The organism is Neorhizobium galegae, from assembly GCF_017877055.1.
GTDB lineage: Bacteria > Pseudomonadota > Alphaproteobacteria > Rhizobiales > Rhizobiaceae > Neorhizobium > Neorhizobium galegae_D.
Map to the genome: position 1 here is coordinate 372,828 of NZ_JAGIPG010000003.1, position 26,375 is coordinate 399,202.

The window sequence follows — 26,375 nt, forward strand, 5'->3', positions numbered from 1 at the left end:
AACCAGGTTCGCGTTTCCTGGGTCGGGCGCCCTTTTCGTTTTCGTTCGCATGGTCGCCCATCGCAGTGTCACCGCTAACGGCCAGTCAACCATGCAAATCGAGGACGACCCCCAAGTACCGGGGCCGGAGCGTTCAAGCGCTCTGCCTAGAAATAATCTGGCGGTGGAGTTTTTTTGTTGCGAGACGAATCAACTTAAGATAAACATCTCCGCACAAGGAAATCTCGCATAGGTAGCGGTTCTATGCTCTGCGCGAGGAAGATATCTGGTCTTCCTAAGACGGCAGATGATAGGTTCTGATGATTACTGGTCGTCGGCGCGACACGGATCCAGCTGGCGGTGCCTCTGATAAAATATTGAGTTCGGTAACACGGTCTTTTGTACCCAGAATAAGCTTTCCTGAGGTCGCACCCCTTAAACATTAACTTCAAGATTTAGAAGACGATCGGGTTTTCTTGTCTCGCTGGCAATTTGTGCTCGGCCACTTCGTGGCGCCGGAGATCGCGTTCACATGACTGAAGCAGGATTCACGCTCAATCTCCGAGTGTGAAATTTGAGATGGTCAAGAATATTTCACGGTGAAGGTTCTTTCGCTCCGCAGGATGTTGAGTCCCGGGGAGGGGCGGGCTGAGTTGTATCTCCGATCCCAATTTGGCGGAAGCATCTCCATCGAGTGGCAACAGAGTATTTCTTGCTGATCTGATCACAACTGATTTTGGAGCCAGCTATGATAAGCACGAACCCGGCCGGATTAGGTCCGGCGGTGGGCGCCAGTACGCCTGCAAGAACTCCAGCGCCTGCTTTCGCTCAGACCGATTTGGTGGCCCTGTCACGTTACTTCCTGCTGCTGCTGATGCGGAACGTAACGAGTAGCGGCTATGTCATAGAAGATCCTGTAAGCCCCGGTGTCTTTTCCAATCCGGGCTGCGTCATTGCCGCACCGTCCTATCCCGCGAATACACCAGGCGTGGATCAGGACTACGTGTTCAACTGGGTTCGGGATAGCGCAATTACCGCTATAGAGATTGCGTCAGCGGATCTGCCGCCTGTTAAAGGGGGAGGCGTGCCAGCTCTCGTCGACTACGTGAACTTCGCCGCTCTCTGTCAGACCGGCGCCAAGAACTCGTCCACGGTGACGCTCGGCCATGCCTGCTTCACGGTTGCCGGCGATATTCGCCCATGGTCCGAACAGAATGACGGCCCGGCCATCCAGTCGATCGCGCTTCTGATTGCCTTCGACCAGCTTGACGGTAATACGCAGAGCCTCGCCAAGCAGCTGATTGAAACCAATCTGTCATATCTCCTGCAGGTCTATCAGAACAAGACTGCCAATCTGTGGGAGGAGTATGTCGGGTACTCCTTCTTTGCGAGAGCCGTGCAACTGCGATTTTTCCAGGAAATTTCCAAGAATTTGATCGGCGTTGCAGTTCCTGCAGCAGTCGCTGATGCGATTGCCTGGTTGAAAAGTCAGCTTGCGGCCCACTGGAACGGGCAACTCTATGTGAGCGTCCTCGATGCCGCCACGCAACCTGGCTATGATGCGAATATCGATATCATATCCTCTGTTTGCTATGGCGCAATTGAGCCAACGGATACGAAAGTCCTGGCGACGGCTGCTATCCTGAGACGCCAATGGGCCGACCCGTCGGTTTCCACCTTCTATCCAATTAACGGCGCTGATGCCGGTAAAGGTATTGGTCCACTATTCGGACGTTACCCCGGAGATCATTATGACGGGGATGTCGCTCAGCCAGTCATCGGCGGGCATCCCTGGGCTCTGTGCACGGCCAACTTTGCGGAGTTTCAATACCGGCTCGCCAATGCCATCGAGGCGGGCGGCACCATCCCGCTTGACGACCTTTCGAAGCCCTTCTTCGACGGACTCTCCATCAGTGTTTCCAGTACTCCAGCGAATGCAGTTGCCGCACTACGCGCCTCCTCCGAAGCCATGCTGCGTGCCGTCGTCTATCACAGCGATCATTACGAGCTGAGCGAGCAGTTCGATGGAAGCACGGGTTACGAGAAAAGCGTGCGTAACCTGACGTGGAGCTATGCTTCCTTCTTGTCTGCGGTCAGAGCCGGCTCCGCCGTCGCCCGGAAGACGGTGAGCAGTGGAAGCAGCAAAGCCAAAGGCAAGAATCCTCAGAACCTTGCGGGTGCAGCATTAGCCACGGCCACTTGAGGGCGCCTACGCTTCTTCGAGATATGGAGGACTGAAGTGCTTTTTCCATCTGAATCGGCGCTGAGAGCTGACCCCCAGGCTGTCGCCGGGTCTAGCGACTACGATATCGTGATCGTCGGCTCCGGTATATCCGGCGCAATCATCGCCAAGCAGGCCGCAGAAGCGGGCAAGCGTGTGCTGGTCCTGGAGGCGGGAACTGGTGTCAACCGCAGTCTCGTCGGTTACGACGATCTCCTGACGACGTTCTACTCCGCCGCGACCAAGGATAACCAATCGCCATTCCCCGTGAATGCGAATGCGGCCATGCCTCGCAGTCCGCAGCTCCGAAAGCTGCAGGCGGGAGAGACCGACAGTTCGACCTATATCGTTCAATCCGGCCCTTATGTGAGCGACACTACATATACCCGCATTTTCGGCGGAACGACCATGCACTGGGAGGCAAAGACCCCCCGCATGCTTCGTTCCGATTTCAAGTCCCGCACCAATTTTGGGCAGGGGCTGGACTGGCCACTGAGCTTCGAAGAGATCGAGGAGGATTATCGCCTGGCCGAGCAGGAGATCGGCGTCTCGGCCGATGTCGAGGACCAGAGCTACCTGGGACAGACCTTCCCCGACGACTATGTCTTTCCCATGCGCGGCCTTCCGCTGTCTTATCTGGACCAGCAGGTCAACAACGGTATCGATGGCACAAGCGTTGATCTTTACGGTCAAATTTATCCGCTCAAGGTCAGGCCTTATCCGCAAGCCCGCAATGGCATCCCCAATCCGGCCTATGACGGCGGAAGGGGCTACAGGCCGATCGGCGCGGTCGATACGCACCAGGTGGAAGAGGGAGGCCGCTGCCAGGGCAACACAAATTGCGTGCCGCTTTGTCCCGTCCAGGCCCGTTACCACTCCGGCAAAACGCTTGCCAAGGCTTTCCGGATCAGGGGTAAGAGCGGCCAGTCGCTGGTCGAACTGCTGCCGCAGGCCGTCGCATCCAAGGTGGTCATCGATCCCGACAGCGGGAAAGTTGTTGCTCTGGAGGTGAAGGTCTATAACGACTCTGCCTCTCCGGCGCATGAGACGATCACGGTGAAGGGCAAGGTCTTCGTGCTTGCGGCCGGTGCTATCGAAACGGCGCGCCTCATGCTCTCATCCGGCCTGCGCAGCACCAGCGGCCTTGTCGGACGCAATCTCATGGACCATGCCTATCTCTTGAACTGGGCACTGATGCCGCAGATTTGCGGCACGATGCGCGGCACCAGCTCAACGGGCGGCATTGTGGATTTGAGGGATGGTCCTTTCCGCGAAAAGCAGGCAGCGTTCGCCATCGATATCCACAATGACGGCTGGGGCTGGGCAACGGGGGCGCCGACCTCCGATCTTCTCGAATTGGTGGACGACCGGAACCTGTATGGCGCGGATCTGCGGCGAGGCTTGATCGACCGCATCTCGCGGCAGCTGCTGCTGGCGGTCATGCTGGAGGTGTTGCCCGTCGAAAGCAATCGCATCACGGTGGATCCGCAATTCACGGACGCGTTAGGCAACATGCGGCCCATCCTGTCCTTCACCGTGCCGGAATACACGATGAGGGGTGCTGCCTATGCCCGCCAGTTTTCCCGGACCGTTTTTGCACGTCTCGGCGCTCAGGATCATACCAGCTATGCCCCCAGCGACTTCGGCTACGTGGCCTACGAGGGGCAAGGCTATGCGATCCGTGGGGGCAATCACCTCGCCGGCACACATATCATGGGAACGACAAAAACCAACTCGGTCGTGGACAGAAACCAGCGCAGTTGGGACCATGAAAACCTCTATCTCGTGGGCGGCGGCAGCATGCCGACGATCGGCACGGCCAACGTCACATTGACGTTGGCGGCCATGTGCTTCCGCAGCGGCCGGGACATCCTGAAGTATCTGCATTGAGAAAAACGGCCGCAGATGCGCGGCCACACCGGCACGGTCCCTTGTACCCAAGTTACATTCAACGGAGCTTGAGCATGCATACGCACAGCAGCATTAGGACGCTTGACGAGCTGCAAGAGATTCTCCATGGAGCGATGCAGCTCGAACACGCAACAATCCCGCCCTATCTGACTGCGCTCTATTCGATCATACCCGGCGTCAATCAGGACGCGGCACAGGTTCTGCGTGTGATCGTCGTGGAAGAGATGCTGCATCTCACCATCGCAGCCAATGTTCTGAATGCCGTTGGTGGCACGCCGGACCTCACACGGCCGGATTTCGTTGCCAGCTATCCCGCTTACCTGCCGGATGGTGAAACGGATTTCGAGGTCGGCATCCAGGCGTTCGGCCGGGAGGCGTTGACGACCTTCCTGAAAATCGAGCGGCCTGCCACGCGTCCTGAACGCCTGAAAGCCGGCAACCCGCTGCTTCACCGCAAAATTCCCCCGCATAAAACCATGCTTGGCAGCCATCCGAGCAACAAGGAACTGCATTTCTACAGTATCGGCGAGTTCTACGCGGCCATCGTGGACGGTATCAGAGAGCTGGAGGGGAGGGCGCAGCGGGAAGGCCAGACCATTTTCACGGGGGATAGATCGCGCCAGGTCACGTCGGAATACTATTATTCCGGCGGCGGCGAATTGTTTCCCGTTGTCGACCTGAAAAGCGCGATCGACGCCCTCGAACTCATCATCGAACAGGGTGAAGGCGACGGTGGTGGCATTTACGACGATGATGAGCACGAACTCGCCCACTACTATCGTTTCGACGAGCTCGTCAAAGGCCGGTATTACCTAAAGGGCGACAAGCCCGGCCACCCGACCGGCCCGCAATTGCAGGTTGATTGGGACGGCGCCTATCCCATCAAGCCTAACCTGAAAGTGGCGGAGATTTCCGACGGCTCGGAATTGCGCGAGGCGACCATCGCATTCAACCACCGCTACGGAGAATTCCTGAAGCTTCTGACGCTCGCCTATAACGGGCAGCCGAGCCTGCTGCTCGAGGCCGTGCCTATTATGTTTGAGTTCCGCAACATGATGCTCGAGCTCATCCGTAATCCGTTGCCGGGCCACCCCGGCCTGAACGGCAGCCCTACCTACGAGATCGGGAGAGATGCTGCCGGTCCATGCGTCGCATGCCAGGCGGGGGCTGTCGCATGAGCAACCGTGTCGAGGCATTTCTTGGCCTCTCGGCCGAATTGACCGCCTTTTCCCGTTTCGATCTTCTCGGGACAGGCCTTGCAGAACGCTATCTCGGCACGCTCGATACGGTTGTCGGCGGCGAAATAACCGACATGCTGCTGGCCGCCTTCGTCGCTCTGCCCCCGCCCGAAGACGGCACGCGTGCCCAAGCGCTGCGTGCGACCATCTTGGGAAGCGAATTGCTGGGCGATGTGGCGCGAGCGCTGATCAAACTCTGGTATTCCGGCACCTGGTTCGAACTGCCCTACGCCTGGACGCAACGCTTTGGGCCCAAGTCGGCGGACGCGACCTTCGTGGTTTCTCCCGACGCCTATATCGAAGGGTTGCTCTGGAAGGCGATCGGCGCCCACCCTGCCGGTGCCAAGGCGCCGGGCTACGGCTCATGGGCCTATCCTCCGAAAATTCCGACCTTTCCCGGTTCCCCGACATCAAAGCCCGATGCCGTTTCCGTTCACCCTCAAAATGCTGGGATCATGTCATGACAACAAATCTGCATCGCCTGACGCCCGACAAGGTCTGGCTGGGCGTCATCCCCACGCTCTGGTGGAATGACGATTTCATCAACATCGATATCGGTATCCCTTACGAACAGGCTTTGAGCGAAATGGCGCTGGCCGGTTATGTCGGATGTGGAGTCGGACACAAATATCCGACTGATCCAGATGTCTTGCGGCCTGCACTCGAACTGAGGGGGCTCCGGATTTCCGAACCATGGGTCAGCACCTATTTCACCATCAAGTCGATGAAGCAGCACACGCTGAGCAATGTCGACAATCAACTCGACTTTCTGGAAACCATGGAATGCGACAGTGACGATCCGCGAAGGGCCGACCTGGTCGTTTCGGAGTTCGGCGGAGCGGTCAACCCGCTTCCCGTCGCACTGTTTCCCAATTGTCCCGACTTCTCCGAGGATCAGTGGAAACGATTGATCGAAGGCCTGCACGAGGCGGGGGAGAAGGCGAAGGCCCGTAATCGCCGGCTCTGCTATCATCCGCACCTGGGAACCGGGGTGATGAAAACGGAAGCGATCCACCGGCTCATGGATGAGACGGATCCCGGCGTGGTCAACATGCTTCTGGATACCGCGCATCAGGCCGCGGCCGGCGTCGATCCGCTGGCGCTTGCCCGTACCTATGCTCACCGCATCAAGCATGTTCACCTGAAAGACATGCGCGCAGATGTCGTTGCGGAAATCCACGCGAAGGGGCTGTCCTTCGAGCAGGGGATAGAGGCGGGCATATTCACCGTGCCCGGTGATGGTTCGATCCGCACCTTTCCGGAGATCCTCGGGGCGTTGGCTGCGGCAGACTTCGCCGGCTGGATCTGTGTCGAGGCCGAGCAGGACCCGGCAAAGGCCAATCCGCTGCAATACGCGAAAATGGGGCGGGCGTATTTGCGCGAGCTACTCGGCTGGTGATCCCGGCGACGGCAATTTCCCGCAGCAGGAGCTTCGCATCAAGATCACAGATGGTGAGACAGCCGTGCTCATCCAAAAATTCGGTCACGAAGATCAACCGGACTTCAAAACCTAGAGACAGCTGGAGCGATGACGATGGAAAAGCCATTCAAGCGAGACATATATTTCAGCTTCTTCATGTTTACGGCGGACCTGAGGCCGAATGACGAGGCCTATACACGGATACTTATCCGGCATCTGCAGGCTCTCGCCGAGATGGGCTATACCGGTTTCGATCTTCACATCGCCACCGGGCCGGCCGGGGTTGATCATCGTACCGAGGTCGACGACTATGTCCGTCTGAAGAGGGCATTCGATCACGCGGGCTTCAGGGATACGAGATTCACGACCAACGTCGGCACCACGCGGACGTTCGATCCCACATCGCCTTACGAGGAGCAGCGCAGGCAGGCTCTGGCCTATCTCAAGTCACGCGTCGACATTACCTTGGTGCTCGGCGGAGAGGATACGATCATGTCGGGTCCTTTCCTCTATCCCTATGGCGTGTTTCCGCTGACCGATTCAGGTGACCAGATCTGGAGCGATGCGCTCCAGGACTGGCTGAAGCCGCGTTACGCGGCGGCCAGCTCCCCCTTCAAGGAACTGGCGGAATATGCGCGCGAAAAGAAAGTGAAACTCGCCATCGAACCGGTCAAGAACTGGGAAACGCCGGGCACGACCATGGTCTCGGACGCACTCGATTTCCTGGACACCTATGACATTCCCATGTGCGGCGTGACCATCGACACGGCGCAAGTCGTGATGGAAAGCCAGGGCCCGGCGATCTTCAAGGACAATATTGCCCGGGCCGTACGCAAGAGCCAGCTCAACTACATCCATATTTCGGCACCGGACCGCGGCGCGGTGACCGATAGCTGGATTCCCTGGGACATCATGCTGGGCGAGATCGAGCCTGTTTATACCGGCCCCTATCTGGTGGAAGTCTTCAACGCCATCCCACCCTTCGACAGCTCGATGAGGATGACACGCAGACGTTTCTGGCGGCCCGGCGAAGACGAGGCGGAGACGGGACGCGACAGCGCATACGATGTCGCTCGTAGCGGGCTGAAGACATTGGAAGACAAGCTCGCGGCTTTTGGCCGGTCGCCCAGCAGGTGATGGCGAGTGGCCGGCCTGTCGGAGCCTGTCCGGGCTGCCAGGTCGATCTGATCCCGCATCCAATGATTTTCGAGAGAGGAAGGCTTCGATGGTAGCGCAATTGCCCGATCCCATCGTCATCGCGCGGCGAATAGGCGGTGTGCGGTTTCACACGTTCATCTCCTCGTTTACCGATGACAATATCGCCAACGCGACGCACATCATCGAAAGCGAGAACAAGCTTGTCCTCGTCGACGGACAGTTTCTCGTCCCCTACGCCCTGAAATTCCGGGAATATGCCGACAGCATCGGCAAGCCCATCGATCGGATCTATCTGTCGCACAGGCATCCCGATCACTGGTTCGGCCTTGCAGCCGCCTTCGACGACATTCCCATCTATGCACTCGCGGAGACCGTCGAATTTCTGAAGGAAGATGGCGAGGCCTCCAGGCAAGACCACTGGAAAATGGGCAACCTCGCACCGGATACCGTCCCCATACCCAAGGAAGTGGTGTGCGCCGGCGAGGAAATCATCGACGGCGTGAGATACGTCTTCGATAAGGTCGTGGATACCGAGATAGATTTTCTTCTCGCCATAGCACTTCCCGATCTTGGCGTGTTCATCGCGCAGGATCTGATCTACAGCGGCACCCATCTCTATCTGACGCAAAGCATGAATCACTGGATACAGGTTTTGCAGGGGATGCTGCTTAGCGACTACGACCTGTTTCTGGCCGGACATGGTGTCCCGGCCGACAGGAACGAAGTCGCAAGAAACATCGAATATCTGACCGTCGCCATGGACGCCGCCGGCCGGGGATTGGTGAACGAAGAGTTCAAGCGCTTCATGCTCGAACAGTATCCCGAACGAAAATGCCCGGCAATATTCGACATCTACATGCCGCGTCTCTTCGGCAACGTGCGTCAATTCTAGCCTTCATCTTTCGTACAAATGGGAGCACAGGCCATGGGCGAAAAATACTCGGTTGGGCGGTATCTGGTCGACAGGCTTCACGAGTTGGGTCTGCGGCACCTGTTCTCCGTTGCTGGAGACTATTCGATCGAATGGGTGACCAGCTATGTCGAGACGAGCGGCATCCAGGTCATAGAAGAGGTCAACGAACTGAACGCCGGTTATGCCGCCGACGGATATGCGCGGCTGAAAGGGATTGGAGCTCTCTGCGTCACTTATTCCGCCGGTGCGCTTTGTGCGACCAATGCCATCGCCGGATCCTTTGTCGAACGAGTACCGGTCGTTCTCATCAACGGGGCGCCAAGCATCAAGAAAACGCTCACCTTCGACCAGACCGGCTACAGCGCCCACCACTTCATCAGTGGACGCGAGACGGATCGGCAGGTCTTCGAGTATATCACGGCCGCCGCGGTGCGCATCGACAGCCCTCATCTCGCGCCCATGCTGATCGACTATGCTCTGACTCAGTGCATCACGCAGCGGCGTCCGGTTTATATCGAACTGCTCGAGGATATGGTGGACCTGGAATGCCAGCCTCCTTCCGGCGCCTTGAGCGCTGCACCGGTCTTGTCCGACCCGGACAGCCTGGCTCAAACGATCGCGCAGATCGGCGAAAGATTGCAGCAGGCTTCCAATCCGCTGCTCTGGATCGGTGTCGAGGTCGACCGGCTCGGGCTTCAGGACACGGCGGAAAAGCTGATCCGGCAGCTGCAGATCCCCTATGTTACCGAGTTGTTGAGCAAAGCGATCCTGTCGGAGGAGGATGCACAATTCGCCGGCGTGTTCGACGGGCAATCCTCATCGCCCTCAGTCCAGGAACTGATGAAAAACTCCGACTTCGTCTTGGCGCTCGGCGTCTGGCTGACAGACATCAACGATCTCGGCTGGCCCATAGATTTTGAAAAAACTGCATTTGTCTCTCTCGATACGTTCAAGTACGGCGCGGTGTTCAACGCCCAGATTTCACTGGCCGGTCTGCTCGATGGCTTGCTTGAGAAGAACTTGACGTGCGCGCACCGGGATCTGCCGCAGGAAAACTACCCGGAGCCGGCCTTCGGCAATCTGACGGAGGAGATCAGCTATCAGGGTTTCTACGATTTCATTCGTTACTACATCGACGGCAATACGATCGTCGGAAGCGACGCAAGCCTGAACTATTTCGGAAGCATGCTGCTCAAGATCGCCGCTCCCCAGGGCTTCATCGTCCAATCCTCCTATTCGGCGATAGGTTATATGGGGCCGGCTGCGACTGGTGTGTCGCTCGCCAAGGACGCGTCCCAGCGGGTGATGGTTTTTTCGGGAGACGGTGGCTTCCAGATGACCGCGCAATGTCTCTCCACGCAAACCCGATTCGGATTGAATCCGATCATCTTCGTCATCGACAACGGGGTCTACGGCGTCGAGCAGTGGCTCGCCGATGCATCGGTCTTTCGAACCGACACGCCGTTCCGCAACTCGTGCATCCTGCACCGCTGGAACTACAGGAAGCTCGCCGATGTCTTCGGGTGCCAAGGTTGGGAAGCGCATACATACGGCGAACTCAAGGACGCGATCCTCGGCGCGTTGGAAAACGTGAACAGTCCGTCAATCATACAGGTGGTCGTGCCCAGCCGGTCCATCCCCGATAATGCAATGTGGAAACAGAACTAGGCGGTGAACGCATAAACGCCGGAAGGCACCCCAACGGTCAGTTGAGGCGTTCATGACCGCACATGATCCGTCATGGTGAGATGACTTCGGAGGTGCGGCAGCCGTCATAGCTGCCGCATGATCTCATTTGTTTTTAGAACCGGTAGCCTACGCCCAGCATGGCGAAAGGTTGAATATCGTCCTTGACGATCGGGCTGTCCTTGGCATCCCCGAGCAGGAAGCCGGCGCCGCCGGCGCCCGTGACGCTCCAGGTCTCGGTCATCATGTAGGTGATGGAGCCCTTGAGATCGACGCGCTTGATCCCGGCCTTCGCTTCGTATTCCCCCAGGCCGGACTGAGCTGACTGGATCGAGGTCACCCCGAAATATGACTCCATGTGCTTGTCGTCGGCCCAGGTGCCGGACACATCGGCTGAGAAGATGAACCGTTCGTACCGATGGGAAGCTTTCGCGCCAAAAGTGCCGGTCAATCCCTCGCTGCCGCCTATGGTCTTGTCCAACTTGGCGTAGACCCCGAACGGACCGATCTCATAACTGACGATCCCTCCGGCGACGCCCCCCATGTCGATGTCACCCAGACCACGCAGGTAATCCGAGTCGTCCTCCTTGCGGCCCATGTCAACGCCACCCGTCACGCCTATCCTGAAGCCGTTTGTTTCGAACAGATCGACGGTGAGGCCGCCGGTATCCAGGTGCACACGCTCGCCGAACTGGGCGGAAATAAGCGGAAACGGCTGCACCTTGAACTCGTCGGATCCTTCGTATTCGGGCAGATAGATTGCTCCGAGGCCGATCGTCACCTTCCAGTCATGCAGTTTGCCGCGAATGCCGCCATAGCGTACGGTATCGAACTGCTCGGGAGGGGCAATCGCTGCATCGGCTGCGTCAAGGTCGGCCGCGAGTGACTCGGTCGGAATTAATGCCGAGGCTGCGGCCAATGCCGCGATCGAGGCCCTTATCGGCCACTTTCGTAGTATGATGTTGGAAGCCCCAACTCCGCTGAAGACCGTATTGCGATGCCGGTCTTCCGGATGATGTTGATCATGCTGGCTCACCAAAATAACTCCTGATTATAAAAGCTAAGGAAACCGGGATATGGTTTCTGAGAGAAATTGCGGTTGGAGAATTGCCGCAACATTACAGGCCCCGATGAAAATCGGCCGGCGATGTGGGTGCGGCCGGACGAAGGGATGGCGGGGAATCCTGCTGCCAATGCCGGCAAGCAGCGGACGGGCGGAACAAGACCTTGGGGGTGCCGGCCATTGCTCCGCCCGTCCATGCCGCCTTACGGAGTCGGCTGGTCGCTGGAGGGTCCGACCGCCGTTCCTCCGTAAAAAGCGCAACGGCTTCGGTAACGCCTGTGCCGGCCTGCGGCTGGGGAGCGTCAGTGTGTCATGAGCGGTTTGGGCTTCTTGTCGGTCCATTCCGGCGGCGCGCCGTATTTGGCCGCGACGACGCCGACCAATCCAGGCGCTCGGCCGAATGCGTCACACGCGGAGTATTTCGGTTTACCGCCGAGCCAGGATTGCATCCGCTGCCTCGAAGGAAGGGAGAGGCTCAGTCCTTTCGGCTCTTTGCCGGAAATCAGCATTCGGGAAAAGTCGCTCGCAAACTTCGAAGCAAGGCCATAAGCGTCTCCGACCTCCGAAACGCGGGGGTTGTTCTGGATCGAGTTTGCGCCGCGGGCCCATACCATCGCCGCGCTCTGGGCGCCGCCTCCGTCGACGGCCTCCGCTTCGATGGCCAATCCTCCGAGGCCGAAGGGCAAACGCGGCACGCTGACGGGCAGGACAAAGCCGGTGCCGACGGTTACCGCGGTCGCCACCCCCGCCATCGCCTTGTTCGTCGGGACAATGTCGGTGACGACCGATCGGATGGTCAGATCCGCCGGTTGGCCGGTCGAGACCATCTGGTACTTGTCGCTGAGCGCGACGCAGAGCGCCCGGTCGAGTGCGTTCGACACCAGCGAGCGGTCGGCTTCCGATTTGATCCGGGATGCGGCGCTGAAGGAGTATGCTGTCGGCACGATGCTGACGGTTTTCACCGTGGCCAGATGCCGCCCGTCAACGTAGAGGCGCCTCTTGCCGAACGTTCCTTTCGGCACGCCAAGGTTGCTGTAGGAGGTCAGGGTACCTCCTTCCTTCAGGGGCACCGATGTACATCCGGTTACCGCCAGGGTCAGAGGCACGGCGAAACATAAAGATCTGAAAGCAAACATGGGTGGAGCCCCTACAATCCGGAGAAATGATTCAATGAATGGATTCTGCGCACGCCTTCTGCCTCCTTCACGGATGTTCCGGGGATGACAGTGCGGAGCAAGGATTGCCGCAGCATTACAGATCGCTGGGCAATGGTGGTATCGCCGACAGGAACCATCGATCTGCCGGATAGGAGGTGTCACCCGGCGAGGCGACGAGTGAGGCGCCATCCGTAGGAAACAGCCTATAGTCAAAAATTGCGGATGGGTCGCTTATCATAGCTCGATCGCGACCTGCGTTCCGGTCGAACCGCATTTGAGGCTGACTTGACCCCGGTGGTTTGCGACGATCTGTTTCACCAGGCTCAAACCGAGGCCTGCTCCTCTGCTTTGGGGGGTGACGCGATAAAAGGGTTCGAAAACCAGCTCCTGATGTTCGGCCGGTATGCCGGGCCCTTCATCGGCCACATCGATCCGCCCGCCGGCCGAGACCGAGATGGTGATCATTCCCCGATTGCCGCCGTGGTCGATCGCGTTGCGCACCAGATTGCTGATCGCTCTCGGTAAAGCGGAGGGGCTGCCGTGACGTTCGAGCCTTTCCACCTCGCTTTGAAAAGAGATCTGATAGCCGGCGGCGATCGCCTGGGGGGCGAGGTCGGCAACCACCGTTCGTGCGATCTCGATGAGATCGACCGTTTCCTGGAGATCCGTCGCCTGGTCGTTGCGCTCAAAATCGAGGAGCTGTTCGGCCGTCTCGGCCAAACGCGCAACGTCGTTCAACAATCGCCTGCGTTCCTGGCCCTCGGGCATTCCATCGATCCGCGTCTGCATGATGGCGATCGGCGTCCGAAGCTCATGCGCCGCGTCGATCAGGAAGCGCTGGCGTTTCCTGAACTCATTCTCCAGCCGTTCAAGCGTTCCGTTGAATGCGATCACCAGCGGCGCGACTTCCTTTGGAATACCCTCTACCGGCAGGCGTGCTCCATGCTGACGGGGTTCGATCTGCGATGCTTTGTCAGCGACATCGCTCACCCTTGCGAGCGCGTGACCGACGATGTGCGGAACAGTAAGGAAGAGCGCTGGCAGAGCGACGGCAAGCAGAGAGACATAGATCGGATAGGCCCTGGTCAAAAGAGTGAAGGCTGGCCAACCTTTGCCAGCCACACCACCAAAAAGAATCCGTACCTCGCCGACCGCTGTTTCGGCATTATCGATCGTCGCGACCTCTTTTGTCGCAGCCGAGTTCCGTATGTCTGCGTCGTTGAACAGATGGACCAGATGCGCGAGATCCGCATAGGGTGGGGGGATGGTGCCATAGGCCACGGACGCACCATCTATCGTGGCCACCACATACCAAAGCGCACTGTTCTGCTCCTTGAGCGCCTTTAGCTCCAGCGTTTCTCGCAACTCCAAACGTCCTTGGCTGTCGCGCGACGTGGCCGCAGCTATCGCTGAACCGACCTCCTCTTCCATGGCGATGTTAGGCGACATGATCGTAGCTGCCCAGACGCAAAGCCCGATGATCACCGCGGCAACCACGGCGACGATAACAAGGCTGAGCTGCCAGCTGAGTTTCCACCAAAGGGACGGATTCGACCTGTTCGAGAGGCGCATCATTCTTCCTTCAGGAGATATCCAACGCCTCGGATATTGTGAACCGCGACGCCGGCGCCGGCATCCAGCAGTCGTTTGCGCAGTCTTGAAATATGCGCATCGAGCGCGTTCGACTGGATTTCTTCTTCATAATTGTAGACTGCCGCCTCAAGGGTCGATCGAAGGACGGTTTTGTCCTTCCGCTTGGCAAGCGCCGCCAGAACGAGAAGTTCGCGCCTGGGCAGGTCGAGCGGGGTCGCTTCGACGGTCACGCTCAAATGCAGGGGATCGATCACCATCCGGCCGACCGTGATTTGCAGTTCCGTCAGAGTTGGCGGCCGTCGCAGAACCGCCCTCAATCGCGCCATCAACTCGTCCACAAGAAACGGCTTGCCCAGATAATCGTCCGCCCCGACATCAAGCCCTTCGACACGCTCCAATGGCTCGTTGCGCGCCGTCAGCACGATGATCGGCGTGTCAGTGCCCGCCCGCCTCAGCATCGGAATGAAGGTCAGCCCTTCCCCATCGGGCAGACGCCGATCCAGCAGGATCGCATCGTAGGTGTTCTGGCGCGTCAATTCGAAAGCGTCGGCTAGGTGCATGGTGTGATCGGTGACTATGCCATGCTTGCTCAGCGCCGCCGACAGCGCGTTCGCAAGTTCTCTCTCGTCCTCAATCAATAAGAGTCTCATCGTCCCTTCGCTCTCTTGCCCCATCCCTCTCTGCCGCGAAGATTACGGCAGCATTACGGGGGACAAAAGAACCGTCAGGTAATGCTGCTGCAATTGTCGAAGCCTAGCAACCGGAGCCATCCAGTCGCGAAACGCGAGGCGGCACCCGCAGGTGGCCGTGCATTAGATCCAAGGAATGTCGCTATGGCTTTGAAATGGACGATGAGATTGACCAAGGCGGGGATGCTCCTGGGAGGCATCTACCTCGCTGTCGTGTTTATCGATCCCGCACGCGGTACGGTCGATGCGAATGAGCGGGTGAAAGAGGTCGTCGCGGCGGTCGCGGCAAACCAGCTCGATAAACCGCTGGAACTGGCCCCCTCGGAGGTCGCTGACATCCGGCCCACGTCAATGGTGGAGCGGTTGCGCGTCAGTGGGGACCTCGAGCCGATCAATCGTGCAGTCCTGCACGCCAAGGATGGAGGTAAAATCATAGAGGTTCGCGCCGTCGCGGGACAGGCGGTCAAAGCGGGGGATGTGCTGGTACGTTTCGAGACGGGCGATCTCCACTCAATCCTCAAGCAGCGTGAAGGGGATCGCGATGTAGCAGCGGCGGAGATGCTGCTTGCCATGCAGTCGCTCAACAGGATCGAACAACTCGCGGATAAGAACATCGCGAGCCAGGAGCAGCTCGACAAGGCGCGAAGCGAGGTTGCCGCCGCGACGGCCAGACTGAAGAGCCTTTCAGCCCAAGCGGACATCGCGCGCACCGCTTTGTGGGATGCCGAAGTTCTGGCGCCGTTCGACGGAGTGATCTCAAATCGGGCGATCAATAAGGGCTCTCGCGTCGGCGCTGGCGCAGAACTTTTCACGATCGTCGATATGAACATTCTGGAAGCAAAAATTCTGGTCTCCACGCGGGATGTAAACCGCATTGCCGTGGGTCAACGGGCAGAACTGCACATCGACGGGGTTGACGGGCAAACCGTCGCCGGACACGTGGAGCGCATCAGTCCCGTCGCCGATCACGGTACGCGCTTCATTCCGGTCTATGTCCGGCTCTCCAACGGTGGCGCTCGGCTGCGTGGTGGAATGTTCGCGACCGGCTCGATCCTGATCCGGCAAAATGAAGACGCGATTGTGATACCAGCTATCTCGCTGCGCAGGGACGAGACAGGAGACTATGTCCTCAAGCTGAAAAAAGGGCGCCTCGTTCGCCAGCCGGTGACTGTCGGATCGGGATGGGGCGGAAAGGACAGTCTCGAGATTTCCGAAGGCCTGGCTTACGGCGACACGATCGTGACCGTGCCGCTGCCTGAGCTGCGACCGGACGTCACCGTCACGATCTCGAAGGCCGGCTGACATGTTTCTCACACGCATTTCCGTCGGTCATCCCGTCTTCGCCACCATGATGATGGTGCTGCTGCTTGTGCTTGGCGCGTTTTCCTACGGGCGTCTTGGCGTCGATCAGTTTCCCAATGTCGACGTCCCGGTCGTTGTGGTTACTACGGCTTACCCAGGTGCCACGCCCAAAACTGTCGAGACGGAGGTGACCAAGCCCATCGAGGAGGCGCTCAATACGATCAGCGGCCTCGATGAGATCACGTCGACCTCCTACGAAGGACGGTCCGTCGTCGTCGCCCAGTTCAAGCTGGAGGTGGCAAGCACGACCGCAGCGCAGGACGTTCGCGACAAGATAGCGGCACTCGAAGCAGACCTTCCGGAAGATGCCGACAAGCCTGTCGTGGCACGATTCAATCCATCGGACGAACCGATACTTTCGGTCGCGATCAGTTCGCCCTCTCTCGGGATGCCAGAGCTCACAACCACGGCTGACCGGCGGGTGTTGCGCCAATTGACGACGGTAGCCGGGGTCGGGCAGGCGACGCTGATCGGTGGTCAGAAGCGGCAGGTGGACATCAGCATCGACGAAACGCGGATGCGCGCATTGGGGATCGGCATCGACGAAGTCATTGAGGCTCTCCGGGCCACCAACCAGAACAGGCCCGCCGGAAGCGTGATCAGTGGTTTTACTGAGCGTACCATCCAGGTGCAGGGGCGGATTACGGCACCGGAGGACTTCCTGGATATGATCGTCGCCGGCCGCGGCGGTGGGGCTGTCTATCTCCGCGATGTCGCCACTGTAAAGGATGGCGCGGCGGATCTGGAAAGTCGTGCGATCTACAACGGCGAAACCGCGCTCGCCATCGCCATCGTCAAAGTCCGCGATGCCAATACCGTGCAGGTGGTGAGCGATGTGCGCAAGCGGCTCGATCAACTGAACGCCGAACTGAGCGCCCAAAATGTGCGACTTCAAATCATCACGGATGCCTCGATCCCCATTCAGGAGTCGCTCGGCCAGGTGCAATCGACATTGATCGAGGGAGCGGCATTGGCGGTCGCCATCGTTTTCGTGTTCCTCAACTCGTGGCGAAGCACGGTGATCACCGGCCTGACGCTTCCGATCGCCATGATTGGCACGCTCGCTGTCATCGATTTTCTCGGCTTCACGCTCAATATGCTCAGCCTGCTGGCATTGACGCTCTCGATCGGCATTCTTGTCGATGACGCGATCGTGGTGCGCGAGAACATCACGCGCCATCTGCACATGGGCAAGTCGCATCTGAAGGCGTCTCTCGACGGCACCAATGAAATCGGGCTCGCCGTGACGGCAACGACCGCCGCGATCGTCGCCGTCTTCCTGCCTGTTTCGTTCATGGAAGGCATGGTTGGCCGCTTCTTCTACGAGTTCGGCGTCACCGTTTCCGCTGCCGTGCTGATCTCGCTGTTCGTCGCCTTCACCCTCGACCCGATGCTTTCCAGCGTCTGGCATGACCCCGATGCTGAGCCCGGTGCAAGGCGCGGGCTGATCGGACAGCTGATTGCGCGCTTCGATGCCGGGTTCGAAAGGCTCTCCGAGTGCTATCGAGAGATCATCCGCTGGACGCTGCGACATCGCGTGATCACGCTCACGCTGGCTGGCGGCATCTTCGTCGGTAGCATTTTGATGATTCCGCTGGTGGGTGTCGAATTCGTTCCCAATGCGGATGAAGGACGATTCCAGATCAACGTGACGACGCCAGCCGGTTCCTCGCTGGATTACACCCGGGCCAAGGTTGGGCAGATCGAGAAGGCGCTGCATGAGTTTGCCGAAGTTGCTTCGACCTACTCAACGATCAACACCGGCAGCACCATGGGCAAGCATAAAGCCGCTATTCTCGTCAGCCTCGTGTCGATGGAGCAGCGCAAACAAACGCCCGCCACCGTCGCGGATCCAATTCGGGAACGCCTTTCCGTCATACCGGGGATCAAAATTGCCATCATCCAGGAAGGCTTGGGCGGAGGCGCCAGTCCGATCCAACTGAGCGTTCTGGGTGACGATCGGGTGCGGCTGGAAAAGATCGCTGCGGATCTGATCACAGGTATGCGTCGGATTCCCGGCATGGTGGACATCAATTCAAGCACCAGCGAGGAAAACTCCATCCTTTCCGTTTGGCTCAAGCATGAGCAGGCGAATGATCTGGGCATCGGTATCTCCGAACTGGCTGGAATGCTCTCGCCGCTGATCGGTGGCGAAGACGTTTCCACCTGGACTGATGCACGCGGAGAAACCTACGATGTTGTCGTCCGGCTTCCACAGGACCAACGCACCAACGTCGCCGCCATTGGGGAGTTGATGATGAAAGTCCCGGGCGATGAGGCAAGCGGCGGCCCGCGCATGGTCCGGCTGGATCAGGTCGCGGACATCGCGGTCGTCCCGGCGGCCTCCGAGATCCGTCGTCTCGACATGTCCGGAGAGGTCCTGATCTCGGCTGCTGTATCCGGTCGGGCCCTAGGGGATGTTACGGCCGAACTGGAGGCCATGATTGCCAAGCAAAATCTGCCGGCAGGCTACCGTATAAAATTCGGAGGCGATTCCGAGGACATTCAGGAAGCGACGGCCGGCATGTTCAAGGCGCTGGTGATGGCGGTGATCTTCATCTATGTCGTCTTGGCGTCACAGTTCGAGAGCTTTACCCAACCGATCGCCATCATGGCTGCACTTCCCCTGTCGCTGGTGGGCGTACTCCTTGGCCTCATGGTCGCGGGCAGTACCATCAACATGTTCTCGATGATCGGCTTCATCATGCTGATGGGGCTCGTTACCAAGAATGGCATCCTGCTGGTCGACTTCGCCAACCGGGAGCGCCGCAAGGGTTCGCCCCTCAGCGAGGCGCTCGTCAATGCAGGCGCCGTACGGTTTCGCCCGATTATCATGACATCGCTTGCGATGATCGCCGGCATGATCCCGCTCGCGCTGGCGGCCGGCGGCGGCGGCGCGCAACGGGCTCCGATGGCGCATGCTGTCATCGGCGGCCTCATCAGTTCTACCCTCCTGACCTTGATCGTGGTGCCTGTCATTCTTTCCTACATCGACAGCCTGACGCACTGGATTGCAGGGGGAGTGCGGACGCATTCGGTTCGCGAAAACAAACTTCAGTCGCAGAATTCGGCAAAGCAATGACCCGCAAAACCGTTCTCCGCCTATTCGGCAGGTTTCTTCTATCCGCCATCATGATGGCGGCCCTTTTGGGAGGGCCGCTTGTCCTCCTGATTTTTCTCTCGAGGCGGTTCACCATGTAGCTCGGGAAAATCGGCGGAAGATCAACAGAATGAGATTTTCCACGTGATGCGCCCCCATTGAAGTGAATCACAATAACGCTTCAAAGAACCCAGTCCGATTCGCCATTCAGGCCCGATGCTTAATTCCCGCGCGCGCTGCGCAATTCACGCTCGCCCCTTTCGAGCGCGCTGGCATTCAGGACCTTGCGGAGCAACGCGACGGCCACCGCGCGCATGCGAAGATTGTACCAGCCCTCGGGTCCATTGCCTGGCTCATCGTAGACGTCCAGCTTTTCATAGAGCTGTTGAAGGCGGTTTTGGACACTTCGTAACGAGAGCTTTTTCCGCTGCGCTATCGCCTTGTCGGTCAGGCCGAGGGCCACGTCCACCAGGATTTCGTATTCCGCATCGCTCAGGCCATGTGCAGTGCCGAGGCTTTTCTGCTGGATGCCGCGAACCTCGCGATCGATAACGCACTGAGATTCAATGAAGACGCCGCGCAATGCGAGCTTCAGCCGTTCGTCGGAGGTGGATTTCAGCACATATCCGTATGTCGCACCTTCGGGAACGATACGCGCTACCCCACGCACATAGGCCTCATCGGAATAGTTCGACCAAAACAGGATCTTGGTGTCCGGCCGTTCGCGCCAGATGGTGCGGGCCGCCTCGATGCCGTTCCGCTCGCTCATCTGCAGGTCCATGACCACATGCTCGGCCCGCGATTGGCGCGCCTGCACCTCGCCGGCATGGCCGTTTTCCGCCTCGAGGACCGTGTCGCATTCCGGCAATGCGGCTCGAACCGCCTCGTGCAGATAGGATCGGTGCAGCGGATCGTCCTCAACGATCAAGACTTTCATGCCAATCTCTCCGCAACATGCCGTCGTTCCATCGACAGCACCACCTTGGCGGTCGTCCCGCGCCCGCTGGGATTGCCGCCGATCTCGAATTTTGCCGAGATCAGCCGCGCTCGCGTCTTCATATTGCCTATCCCGTGCCCCGCCTTGTCGCGGGTGCTGCGCAGGCCGCTCCCGTCGTCGCTGATCTCGATCGACAGCGTGTCGCCTTGGGTACGCAGATGCACCAGGATCGTCTTCGGCTGCCCATGACGGATCGCATTGTTGACCGCTTCCTGGACAATGCGGAACAGCGCGGTCGCCACGGTCCTGTCGAGGTCGAGCATTGCTCCACCGGTCTCGTCGATCATCCGCCAGGCGACGGGCAGGCCGCTTTCGCGTACCGAGCGTTCCAAGTGGTTCTCGATCGCCTCTGCCACGCCGAAAAGCTGCAATACGGTCGGCTTGGCCTCCTCGATGATCTGGCGGAGGTCGTGCATGCATTGCTGCAGCGTACGGCAGAGCGGTTCGAGCGCATCGCCGTGCAGGTCCGGAAGTCCCGAGAGCCGCTCCATGCGCCGCGCGAGCCGTGTCAGGTCTGCGAGCGTCTGGTCGTGCAAATCCATGCCGATCCGTTGACGTTCGGCCTCCAGCGCCTCGGTCAGCTTTAGCGCACCCAGCCGCAGTCCCTCTTCGCGGGCGCGGGCCTCCGTCTCGACGATCGCCGAGCGTTTGGCCTGTTCGGCAGCCCTCAGCGCAAAGAAATAAGGTGCCAAAAGATCGGCGATCGAGCGGGCGTTCTCGACATCCTCCATCGAGTATTTGTCGTGCTCATGGCTGGAGCAGCTCAGGGCGCCGATGATATCGCCCTGGACCTTGAGCGGCACATGTAGCCGGCTTTTTAGGGACAGTTCGATTATCGGGCTCGAAAACGCCCCGTCGAAGTGAAAGCGCGAATCGGTACAAGCATCCGGCGAAAGCAGGAAATCCACCTCGCCGGACAGGAGCGTACGGATCGGGCTACCGGTCAGCAACGCCGGGGGCTGCTGGCTCCAGGCGGTCGCAAGCCCGCTCTCGTAGGCGATGTGGTATTTCCCGTCCAGCATCTTGATGCATACGTCGAGATGATCGTGCGGAATGATATGGCTGATCTCGGCCGCCACCGCCTGGATGATCGAGTTGAAATCGAGTTGACCTGCCAGCAGCCGGGAAATTCCGAGATAGCGGTCAAATAACGCGTTTGGCGCCGGATTGAGCATGACGGACATCCTCCAGTCCTCCAATTATTAGACGCCTCGCTGCTGCTCTTGTCTTGCGGGAATCCGCAAATTTTGCGCGAATACCCGCAAGGAGGTTGCTTGTATGCGCCTATACAACATCTGATTTCTCCTCCATGCTCGCTTTACTGAGCAAACGGGGCTCAGCGCAATCACTATCTTCGGACAACCGTTGAGGAGCGGACTGGAGAGAACCCCGTCGGGAACTCTAGGGAGGAAATCATGATCATCAGGAAGATGCTTTTCGCATCTGTCGCCATCGCATGCGTTGCCGGGCCGGTCTCCGCCCTGGCCGATACTTCGGGCAAGAAGATCGCCCTTTCCAACAATTATGCCGGCAATTCCTGGCGTCAGGCCATGCTGACGAGCTGGGACAAGATCACCAAGCAGGCCGTCTCCAAGAAGATCGTCGCCGCCGCCGATCCGTTCACGACGGCCGAGAACCAGGCGACCGAGCAGGCCGCCCAGATCCAGAACATGATCCTGCAGGGCTATGACGCGATCGTCATCAACGCAGCGTCGCCGACTGCGCTTAATGGCGCCGTCAAGGAAGCCTGCAATGCCGGCATCACCGTCGTATCCTTCGATGGGATCGTGACCGAGCCGTGTGCCTGGCGCATCGCCGTGGATTTCAAGGCAATGGGCGAAAGCCAGGTCGAATATCTCGCCAAGAAGCTGCCGAAGGGCGGGAACCTGCTGGAGATTCGCGGTCTTGCAGGCGTTTCTGTCGATGACGAAATCCATGCGGGCATCCAGGCGGGTGTTCAGAAAAACCCGCAGTTCAAGATCGTCGGTGCCGTCAACGGCGACTGGGCGCAGGACGTCGCGCAGCGCGCCGTCGCCGGCATCCTCCCGAGCCTGCCGGAAATCACCGCCGTCGTAACCCAGGGCGGCGATGGTTACGGTGCGGCCCAGGCGTTTGCAGCCGCCAATCGTCCCACTCCAACCATCGTCATGGGTAACCGCGAGGACGAACTCGTCTGGTGGAAGCAGCAGAAAGATAAGAACGGCTACGAGACGATGTCCGTCTCCATCGCTCCCGGCGTTTCGACGCTTGCCTTCTGGGTGGCCCAGCAGATCCTCGACGGCAAGCAGGTGAAGAAGGACCTTGTGGTGCCCTTCCTGCGCATCGACCAGGGCAATCTCGAAACCAATCTCGCCGGCACCCAGAAGGGTGGCGTCGCCAACGTCGAGTATTCGCTGGAAGACGCCCAGAAAGTCATCAGCGCAGCCAAGTAAGCTGATCCCCCCAAGACAGGATGCGGCGCCGTTGCGCGCCGTGTCCCGATCCGAGCCAGGCCGCTTCCCGAACTGTCGACAACGTGTTTCGCATGAATGAAGTGATAACAAGACAAGAGGTAGTTGCCGCCCGGGGCATCAAGGTGACCTTCGGCGCTGTCAAGGCATTGGACGGCGCCGATCTTGTCATCCACGCCGGCGAATGCGTCGGATTGGTCGGACATAACGGTGCCGGCAAATCCACGATCGTCAACGCCATCAACGGTGGTCTTACTCCCCATGCAGGCGAAATCAGCTATGGCGGTGTCCGCGCTCAGCACGGCATCTCGACCGCGCGAGCCAATGGCGTTCGCTGCGTTTTCCAGGAACTGTCGCTTTGCCCTAACCTGACCGTCAATGAGAACGCCCGCATCATGCACGCGGAACTCGCAGGCTGGAACTGGCGCAGCAGGGCGGGCGCCCTCGTCAAACTGCAATTGCAGGAAATTTTTCCCGGCCATGGCATCGATTGCGACAGCACGATCGACGACCTCTCGATTGCCGAGCGACAGATGGTCGAGATCGCCGTCAGCTTCGCCGGCCTGAACCAGAAGCCGAAACTCGTCATTCTCGACGAACCGACATCTTCGCTCGACGCTGGGCTGGCGGCGCAGCTGATGGCCTATATCCGCAGGTTCGTCGGCGAGGGGGGATCGGTCCTGCTGATCTCGCACATCCTCGGCGAAATCCTCTCCACCTCGGACCGCATCGTGGTGATGAAGGACGGTCGGGTCGTCGCCGACCGCTCTGCATCGGAGTTCAGCAAACGCAGCCTCGTCGAAGCCATGGGCAACGTGGCACGCGAAAAGGAGTGGCAGCGCGCGGGTGACAAGCGCAACGGCGCGCCGGTGCTTGCCATGCCCGCGCGACGAGGGCAGGGCCTTGCCTTCGAAGCCCATCGTGGCGAAATGATCGGCCTTGCCGGCCTCGGAGGCCATGGCCAGACGGAAACGCTTCTCGATCTCTATCTTTCCCGCAACAGCAACTGGTGGCCCGCCCGCCGGAAGGAGATCGCCTTCGTTGCCGGCGACCGCAGCCTGAACGGCATATTCCCGCTCTGGAGCATCCTGAAGAACCTAAGCATTGCCTCGCTTGGCGATTTTTCCGCCCGGACCATCGTGGACCGTGACCGTGAAGGCGCGCTCGGCAACGGCTGGAAGAAGCGCATCGAGATCCGTACGCCGGATATGGAAAACCGCATCCTGTCGCTCTCCGGCGGCAACCAGCAGAAAGTGCTGTTCGCCCGCGCATTGGCGACGAGCGCGAGGATCGTGCTGATGGACGACCCGATGCGCGGCGTCGATGTCGGCACCAAGCAGGAAGTGTATGACATCCTCCGCTTGGAAGCGGCAGGCGGCCGCACTTTCATCTGGTATTCGACGGAAATGGACGAGATACGTCTTTGCGACCGGGTCTATGTCTTCCGAGAAGGGGCGATCGTCGCCGAACTCGCGGGCGACGAGATCACTGAGAAGAATGTGCTGGAAGCCTCCTTCAGCGGAGGCGAAGCGGCATGAGGATATCCACCAGCACGATCCGTCTTGTCATCCCTGCCGCTTCGCTGGCATTGCTGCTCGCCGCCGTCTTCTACATGCAGCCGCGCGCCATGAGCTATACCGGCCTGAACCTGCTCTTCAATCTCGCGGTGCCGATCGCGCTCGCGACGGTGGCACAGATGCTCATCATGGCGGTGAACGACCTCGACCTGTCGATGGGGGCCTTCGTCAGCTTCTGCGCCTGCGTGACGGCGACGTTCCTGCAGGCCTCCCCCACGCTCGGTGTGCTGATTTTCCTTGGCGCTATTGTGGCCTACGCCGTGATCGGCGTCGTCATCCACGTTCGAGAACTGCCTTCGATCGTCGTGACCCTCGGCATGAGCTTCGTCTGGGGCGGGCTTGCAGTCCTTATGCTGCCATCTCCGGGCGGCGAAGCTCCGGGCTGGGCCCGCTGGCTGATGACCTCTCGGCCACCTTTCGTGCCGATGGCGATCGTCGCCAGCATCGTCATCGCGCTGATCACCCATTTCGTCATCATGCGCTCGTCCGTCGGCGTGCTGATCCGCGGTGTCGGCGGAAATGTCCGCTCGGTCGAACGCGCCGGTTGGTCGGTCATCCGCATCCGTGCGGGAACCTATGCGCTGGCCGGCTTCTTCGCCGTGCTGTCCGGCATCGCGCTCGTCGGCCTCACAACTTCGGCGGATGCTAATATCGCTCTGCGCTACACGTTGCTGTCGATCGCGGGTGTCATCCTCGGCGGCGGCGAATTCGTCGGAGGCAAGGTCTCGCCGATCGGGGCCGTCATCGGGGCGTTGACCTTGACACTTGCCGGTTCGTTCCTGTCTTTCATGCGCATTTCTCCCGACTGGCAGATCGGCGCTCAAGGAGCAATCCTCATCGTCGTGCTGGGACTGCGCCTCCTCCTCAACCGGCTGGAAAAGCGGGAGAAGAGCCGATGAACGGCACACGCCTTCTCTTCTCCAAACCCTGGATCTGGTCTTTCGCGGCCACGATTACGGTCTGGATCGTCACCGTCCTCTTCACCGGCGGAGCAAGCTCGCTCGGTTTGTCGCAGGCGGCCCTTACATTCGCAGCCTTCTCCGTCATCGTCGGCCTCGGCCAGATGTTCGTCATCACGCTCGGCCCCGGCAATATCGACCTCTCCGTGCCCGCCACCATGACGCTTTCCGGCACGCTGGCGCTAAAGCTGATGGACGTGCAGGACGGCATGATCGTTGTCGGCCTGCTGGTTTCGATCCTGCTCGGCTTCGGGATCGGTATCGGCAACTACGTGCTTATCAAGCTGCTGCGCATTCCGCCGATCATCGCGACGCTGTCGATGAGCTTCATCATCCAGTCGACGGCGATCTGGACGAACCGCGGCCTGCGCATCAAGCCCCCGGAGATACTGGCGAGCTTCACCACGTCCAATCTGTTCGGTGTTCCCAATATCGCCATCGTCGCGCTCATCCTCTCGGTGATCGCCTGGGTCCTGCTCGAAAAGACAGTCTATGGTCGTTGGATCTCGGCGATCGGTCAAAGCACGTTTGCCGCTCGCATGACCGGGATTCCGGTCGATGGCACGCGGCTCGTCACCTACATCCTATGCGCCGTCCTCGCCTCGATCTGCGGCTACCTGCTTGCGAGCTTCTCCGGCGGCGCAGCACTCAATATGGGGTCCGAATACCTGCTCATGTCGATTGCCGTCGTCGTGATCGGCGGCACCGCAGTCGCGGGCGGCAATTCCAACATTCCGGGCATATGGGGCGCTTCGCTCTTCATGTTCCTTGTCGTGTCGATGCTCAACACCTATGGCTTCGGTGCCGGGTTCCGCCTCATCCTCACCGGCCTCATCATCATCGCCGTCATTCTCCTCGCCGGCGGCCGTCAATCCAGCCGATGAACAACTCCAATCGGACAT

At 59.5% G+C, this 26,375-nt stretch carries 20 protein-coding genes; 14 read left to right on the top strand and 6 right to left on the bottom strand.

The annotated features are described in order from the left end of the window. The first annotated feature begins 727 nt into the window (after positions 1-727). The 8 genes from J2857_RS20920 to J2857_RS20955 all read left to right on the top strand — a co-directional run bounded on the left by J2857_RS20920 (position 728) and on the right by J2857_RS20955 (position 10,508). Positions 728-2,182, top strand: a complete 1,455-nt coding sequence (locus J2857_RS20920; RefSeq protein WP_210012026.1) for a glycoside hydrolase family 15 protein — start codon at positions 728-730, stop codon at positions 2,180-2,182. Between the two features lie 36 nt (positions 2,183-2,218). Continuing rightward, a complete protein-coding gene (locus J2857_RS20925; RefSeq protein WP_210012027.1) occupies positions 2,219-4,090 on the top strand; it encodes a GMC oxidoreductase in 1,872 nt (623 codons plus the stop codon). A gap of 74 nt (positions 4,091-4,164) precedes the next feature. Further along, positions 4,165-5,289: a ferritin-like domain-containing protein gene (locus J2857_RS20930; RefSeq protein ID WP_210012028.1), complete on the top strand. Its 1,125-nt coding sequence runs from the start codon at positions 4,165-4,167 to the stop codon at positions 5,287-5,289. Continuing rightward, positions 5,286-5,813 (top strand): hypothetical protein, encoded by a 528-nt coding sequence (locus J2857_RS20935; protein WP_245363637.1) that lies wholly within the window; start codon positions 5,286-5,288, stop codon positions 5,811-5,813. The genes J2857_RS20930 and J2857_RS20935 overlap by 4 nt, the downstream gene beginning before the upstream one ends. Continuing rightward, positions 5,810-6,748 carry a myo-inosose-2 dehydratase gene (gene iolE / locus J2857_RS20940; RefSeq protein WP_210012029.1) on the top strand — a complete coding sequence of 313 codons (939 nt, stop codon included), beginning with the start codon at positions 5,810-5,812 and terminating at the stop codon, positions 6,746-6,748. The genes J2857_RS20935 and iolE overlap by 4 nt, the downstream gene beginning before the upstream one ends. Positions 6,749-6,883: 135 nt before the next feature. Continuing rightward, positions 6,884-7,906: a sugar phosphate isomerase/epimerase family protein gene (locus tag J2857_RS20945; protein ID WP_210012030.1), complete on the top strand. Its 1,023-nt coding sequence runs from the start codon at positions 6,884-6,886 to the stop codon at positions 7,904-7,906. A gap of 88 nt (positions 7,907-7,994) precedes the next feature. Beyond that, positions 7,995-8,819, top strand: coding sequence for an MBL fold metallo-hydrolase (locus J2857_RS20950; RefSeq protein ID WP_210012445.1), 825 nt, complete (start codon positions 7,995-7,997; stop codon positions 8,817-8,819). A 33-nt stretch (positions 8,820-8,852) separates the two neighbouring features. After that, positions 8,853-10,508: an alpha-keto acid decarboxylase family protein gene (locus J2857_RS20955; RefSeq protein WP_210012031.1), complete on the top strand. Its 1,656-nt coding sequence runs from the start codon at positions 8,853-8,855 to the stop codon at positions 10,506-10,508. Positions 10,509-10,641: 133 nt separating this feature from the next. Here the strand turns inward: J2857_RS20955 and J2857_RS20960 are convergent, their stop codons facing one another. The 4 genes from J2857_RS20960 to J2857_RS20975 all read right to left on the bottom strand — a co-directional run bounded on the left by J2857_RS20960 (position 10,642) and on the right by J2857_RS20975 (position 14,989). Beyond that, entirely contained in the window at positions 10,642-11,487 is an 846-nt protein-coding gene (locus J2857_RS20960; protein ID WP_210012446.1) for a MipA/OmpV family protein, read from the bottom strand. Between the two features lie 404 nt (positions 11,488-11,891). Beyond that, complete coding sequence (locus J2857_RS20965; RefSeq protein WP_210012032.1) at positions 11,892-12,725, bottom strand: DUF3313 domain-containing protein; 834 nt, start codon at positions 12,723-12,725, stop codon at positions 11,892-11,894. A 255-nt stretch (positions 12,726-12,980) separates the two neighbouring features. Continuing rightward, the gene (locus tag J2857_RS20970) at positions 12,981-14,318 is read right to left on the bottom strand and encodes a sensor histidine kinase (protein ID WP_432420175.1); all 1,338 of its coding nucleotides are present in this window, start codon (positions 14,316-14,318) and stop codon (positions 12,981-12,983) included. Continuing rightward, positions 14,318-14,989, bottom strand: a complete 672-nt coding sequence (locus tag J2857_RS20975) for a response regulator transcription factor (protein ID WP_210012034.1) — start codon at positions 14,987-14,989, stop codon at positions 14,318-14,320. Before J2857_RS20975 ends, J2857_RS20970 begins: the two co-directional genes overlap by 1 nt. 183 nt (positions 14,990-15,172) lie before the next feature. On the opposite strand from J2857_RS20975, the gene J2857_RS20980 reads away from it, so the two are divergent. Continuing rightward, positions 15,173-16,330, top strand: a complete 1,158-nt coding sequence (locus tag J2857_RS20980; protein ID WP_210012035.1) for an efflux RND transporter periplasmic adaptor subunit — start codon at positions 15,173-15,175, stop codon at positions 16,328-16,330. A 1-nt stretch (position 16,331) separates the two neighbouring features. After that, positions 16,332-19,472 carry an efflux RND transporter permease subunit gene (locus J2857_RS20985; RefSeq protein ID WP_210012036.1) on the top strand — a complete coding sequence of 1,047 codons (3,141 nt, stop codon included), beginning with the start codon at positions 16,332-16,334 and terminating at the stop codon, positions 19,470-19,472. Positions 19,473-19,710: 238 nt separating this feature from the next. On the opposite strand, the gene J2857_RS20990 is transcribed toward J2857_RS20985, so the two are convergent. Both J2857_RS20990 and J2857_RS20995 read right to left on the bottom strand, forming a co-directional pair. Continuing rightward, on the bottom strand, positions 19,711-20,427 hold the full coding sequence (locus tag J2857_RS20990; RefSeq protein ID WP_210012037.1) for a response regulator transcription factor: 717 nt from the start codon (positions 20,425-20,427) through the stop codon (positions 19,711-19,713). Then, on the bottom strand, positions 20,424-21,662 hold the full coding sequence (locus J2857_RS20995) for a GAF domain-containing sensor histidine kinase (RefSeq protein WP_210012447.1): 1,239 nt from the start codon (positions 21,660-21,662) through the stop codon (positions 20,424-20,426). The genes J2857_RS20990 and J2857_RS20995 overlap by 4 nt, the downstream gene beginning before the upstream one ends. A 240-nt stretch (positions 21,663-21,902) precedes the next feature. Between J2857_RS20995 and J2857_RS21000 the strand changes: the two genes are divergently transcribed. The 4 genes from J2857_RS21000 (at position 21,903) to J2857_RS21015 (ending at position 26,357) form a co-directional block, all read left to right on the top strand. Beyond that, entirely contained in the window at positions 21,903-22,919 is a 1,017-nt protein-coding gene (locus tag J2857_RS21000; RefSeq protein ID WP_210012038.1) for an ABC transporter substrate-binding protein, read from the top strand. 92 nt (positions 22,920-23,011) lie between these two features. Continuing rightward, positions 23,012-24,475, top strand: coding sequence for a sugar ABC transporter ATP-binding protein (locus J2857_RS21005; RefSeq protein ID WP_210012039.1), 1,464 nt, complete (start codon positions 23,012-23,014; stop codon positions 24,473-24,475). Continuing rightward, positions 24,472-25,413: an ABC transporter permease gene (locus tag J2857_RS21010; RefSeq protein ID WP_210012040.1), complete on the top strand. Its 942-nt coding sequence runs from the start codon at positions 24,472-24,474 to the stop codon at positions 25,411-25,413. The genes J2857_RS21005 and J2857_RS21010 overlap by 4 nt, the downstream gene beginning before the upstream one ends. Then, positions 25,410-26,357, top strand: coding sequence for an ABC transporter permease (locus tag J2857_RS21015; RefSeq protein ID WP_210012041.1), 948 nt, complete (start codon positions 25,410-25,412; stop codon positions 26,355-26,357). The genes J2857_RS21010 and J2857_RS21015 overlap by 4 nt, the downstream gene beginning before the upstream one ends. The last annotated feature ends 18 nt before the right edge of the window (positions 26,358-26,375 follow it).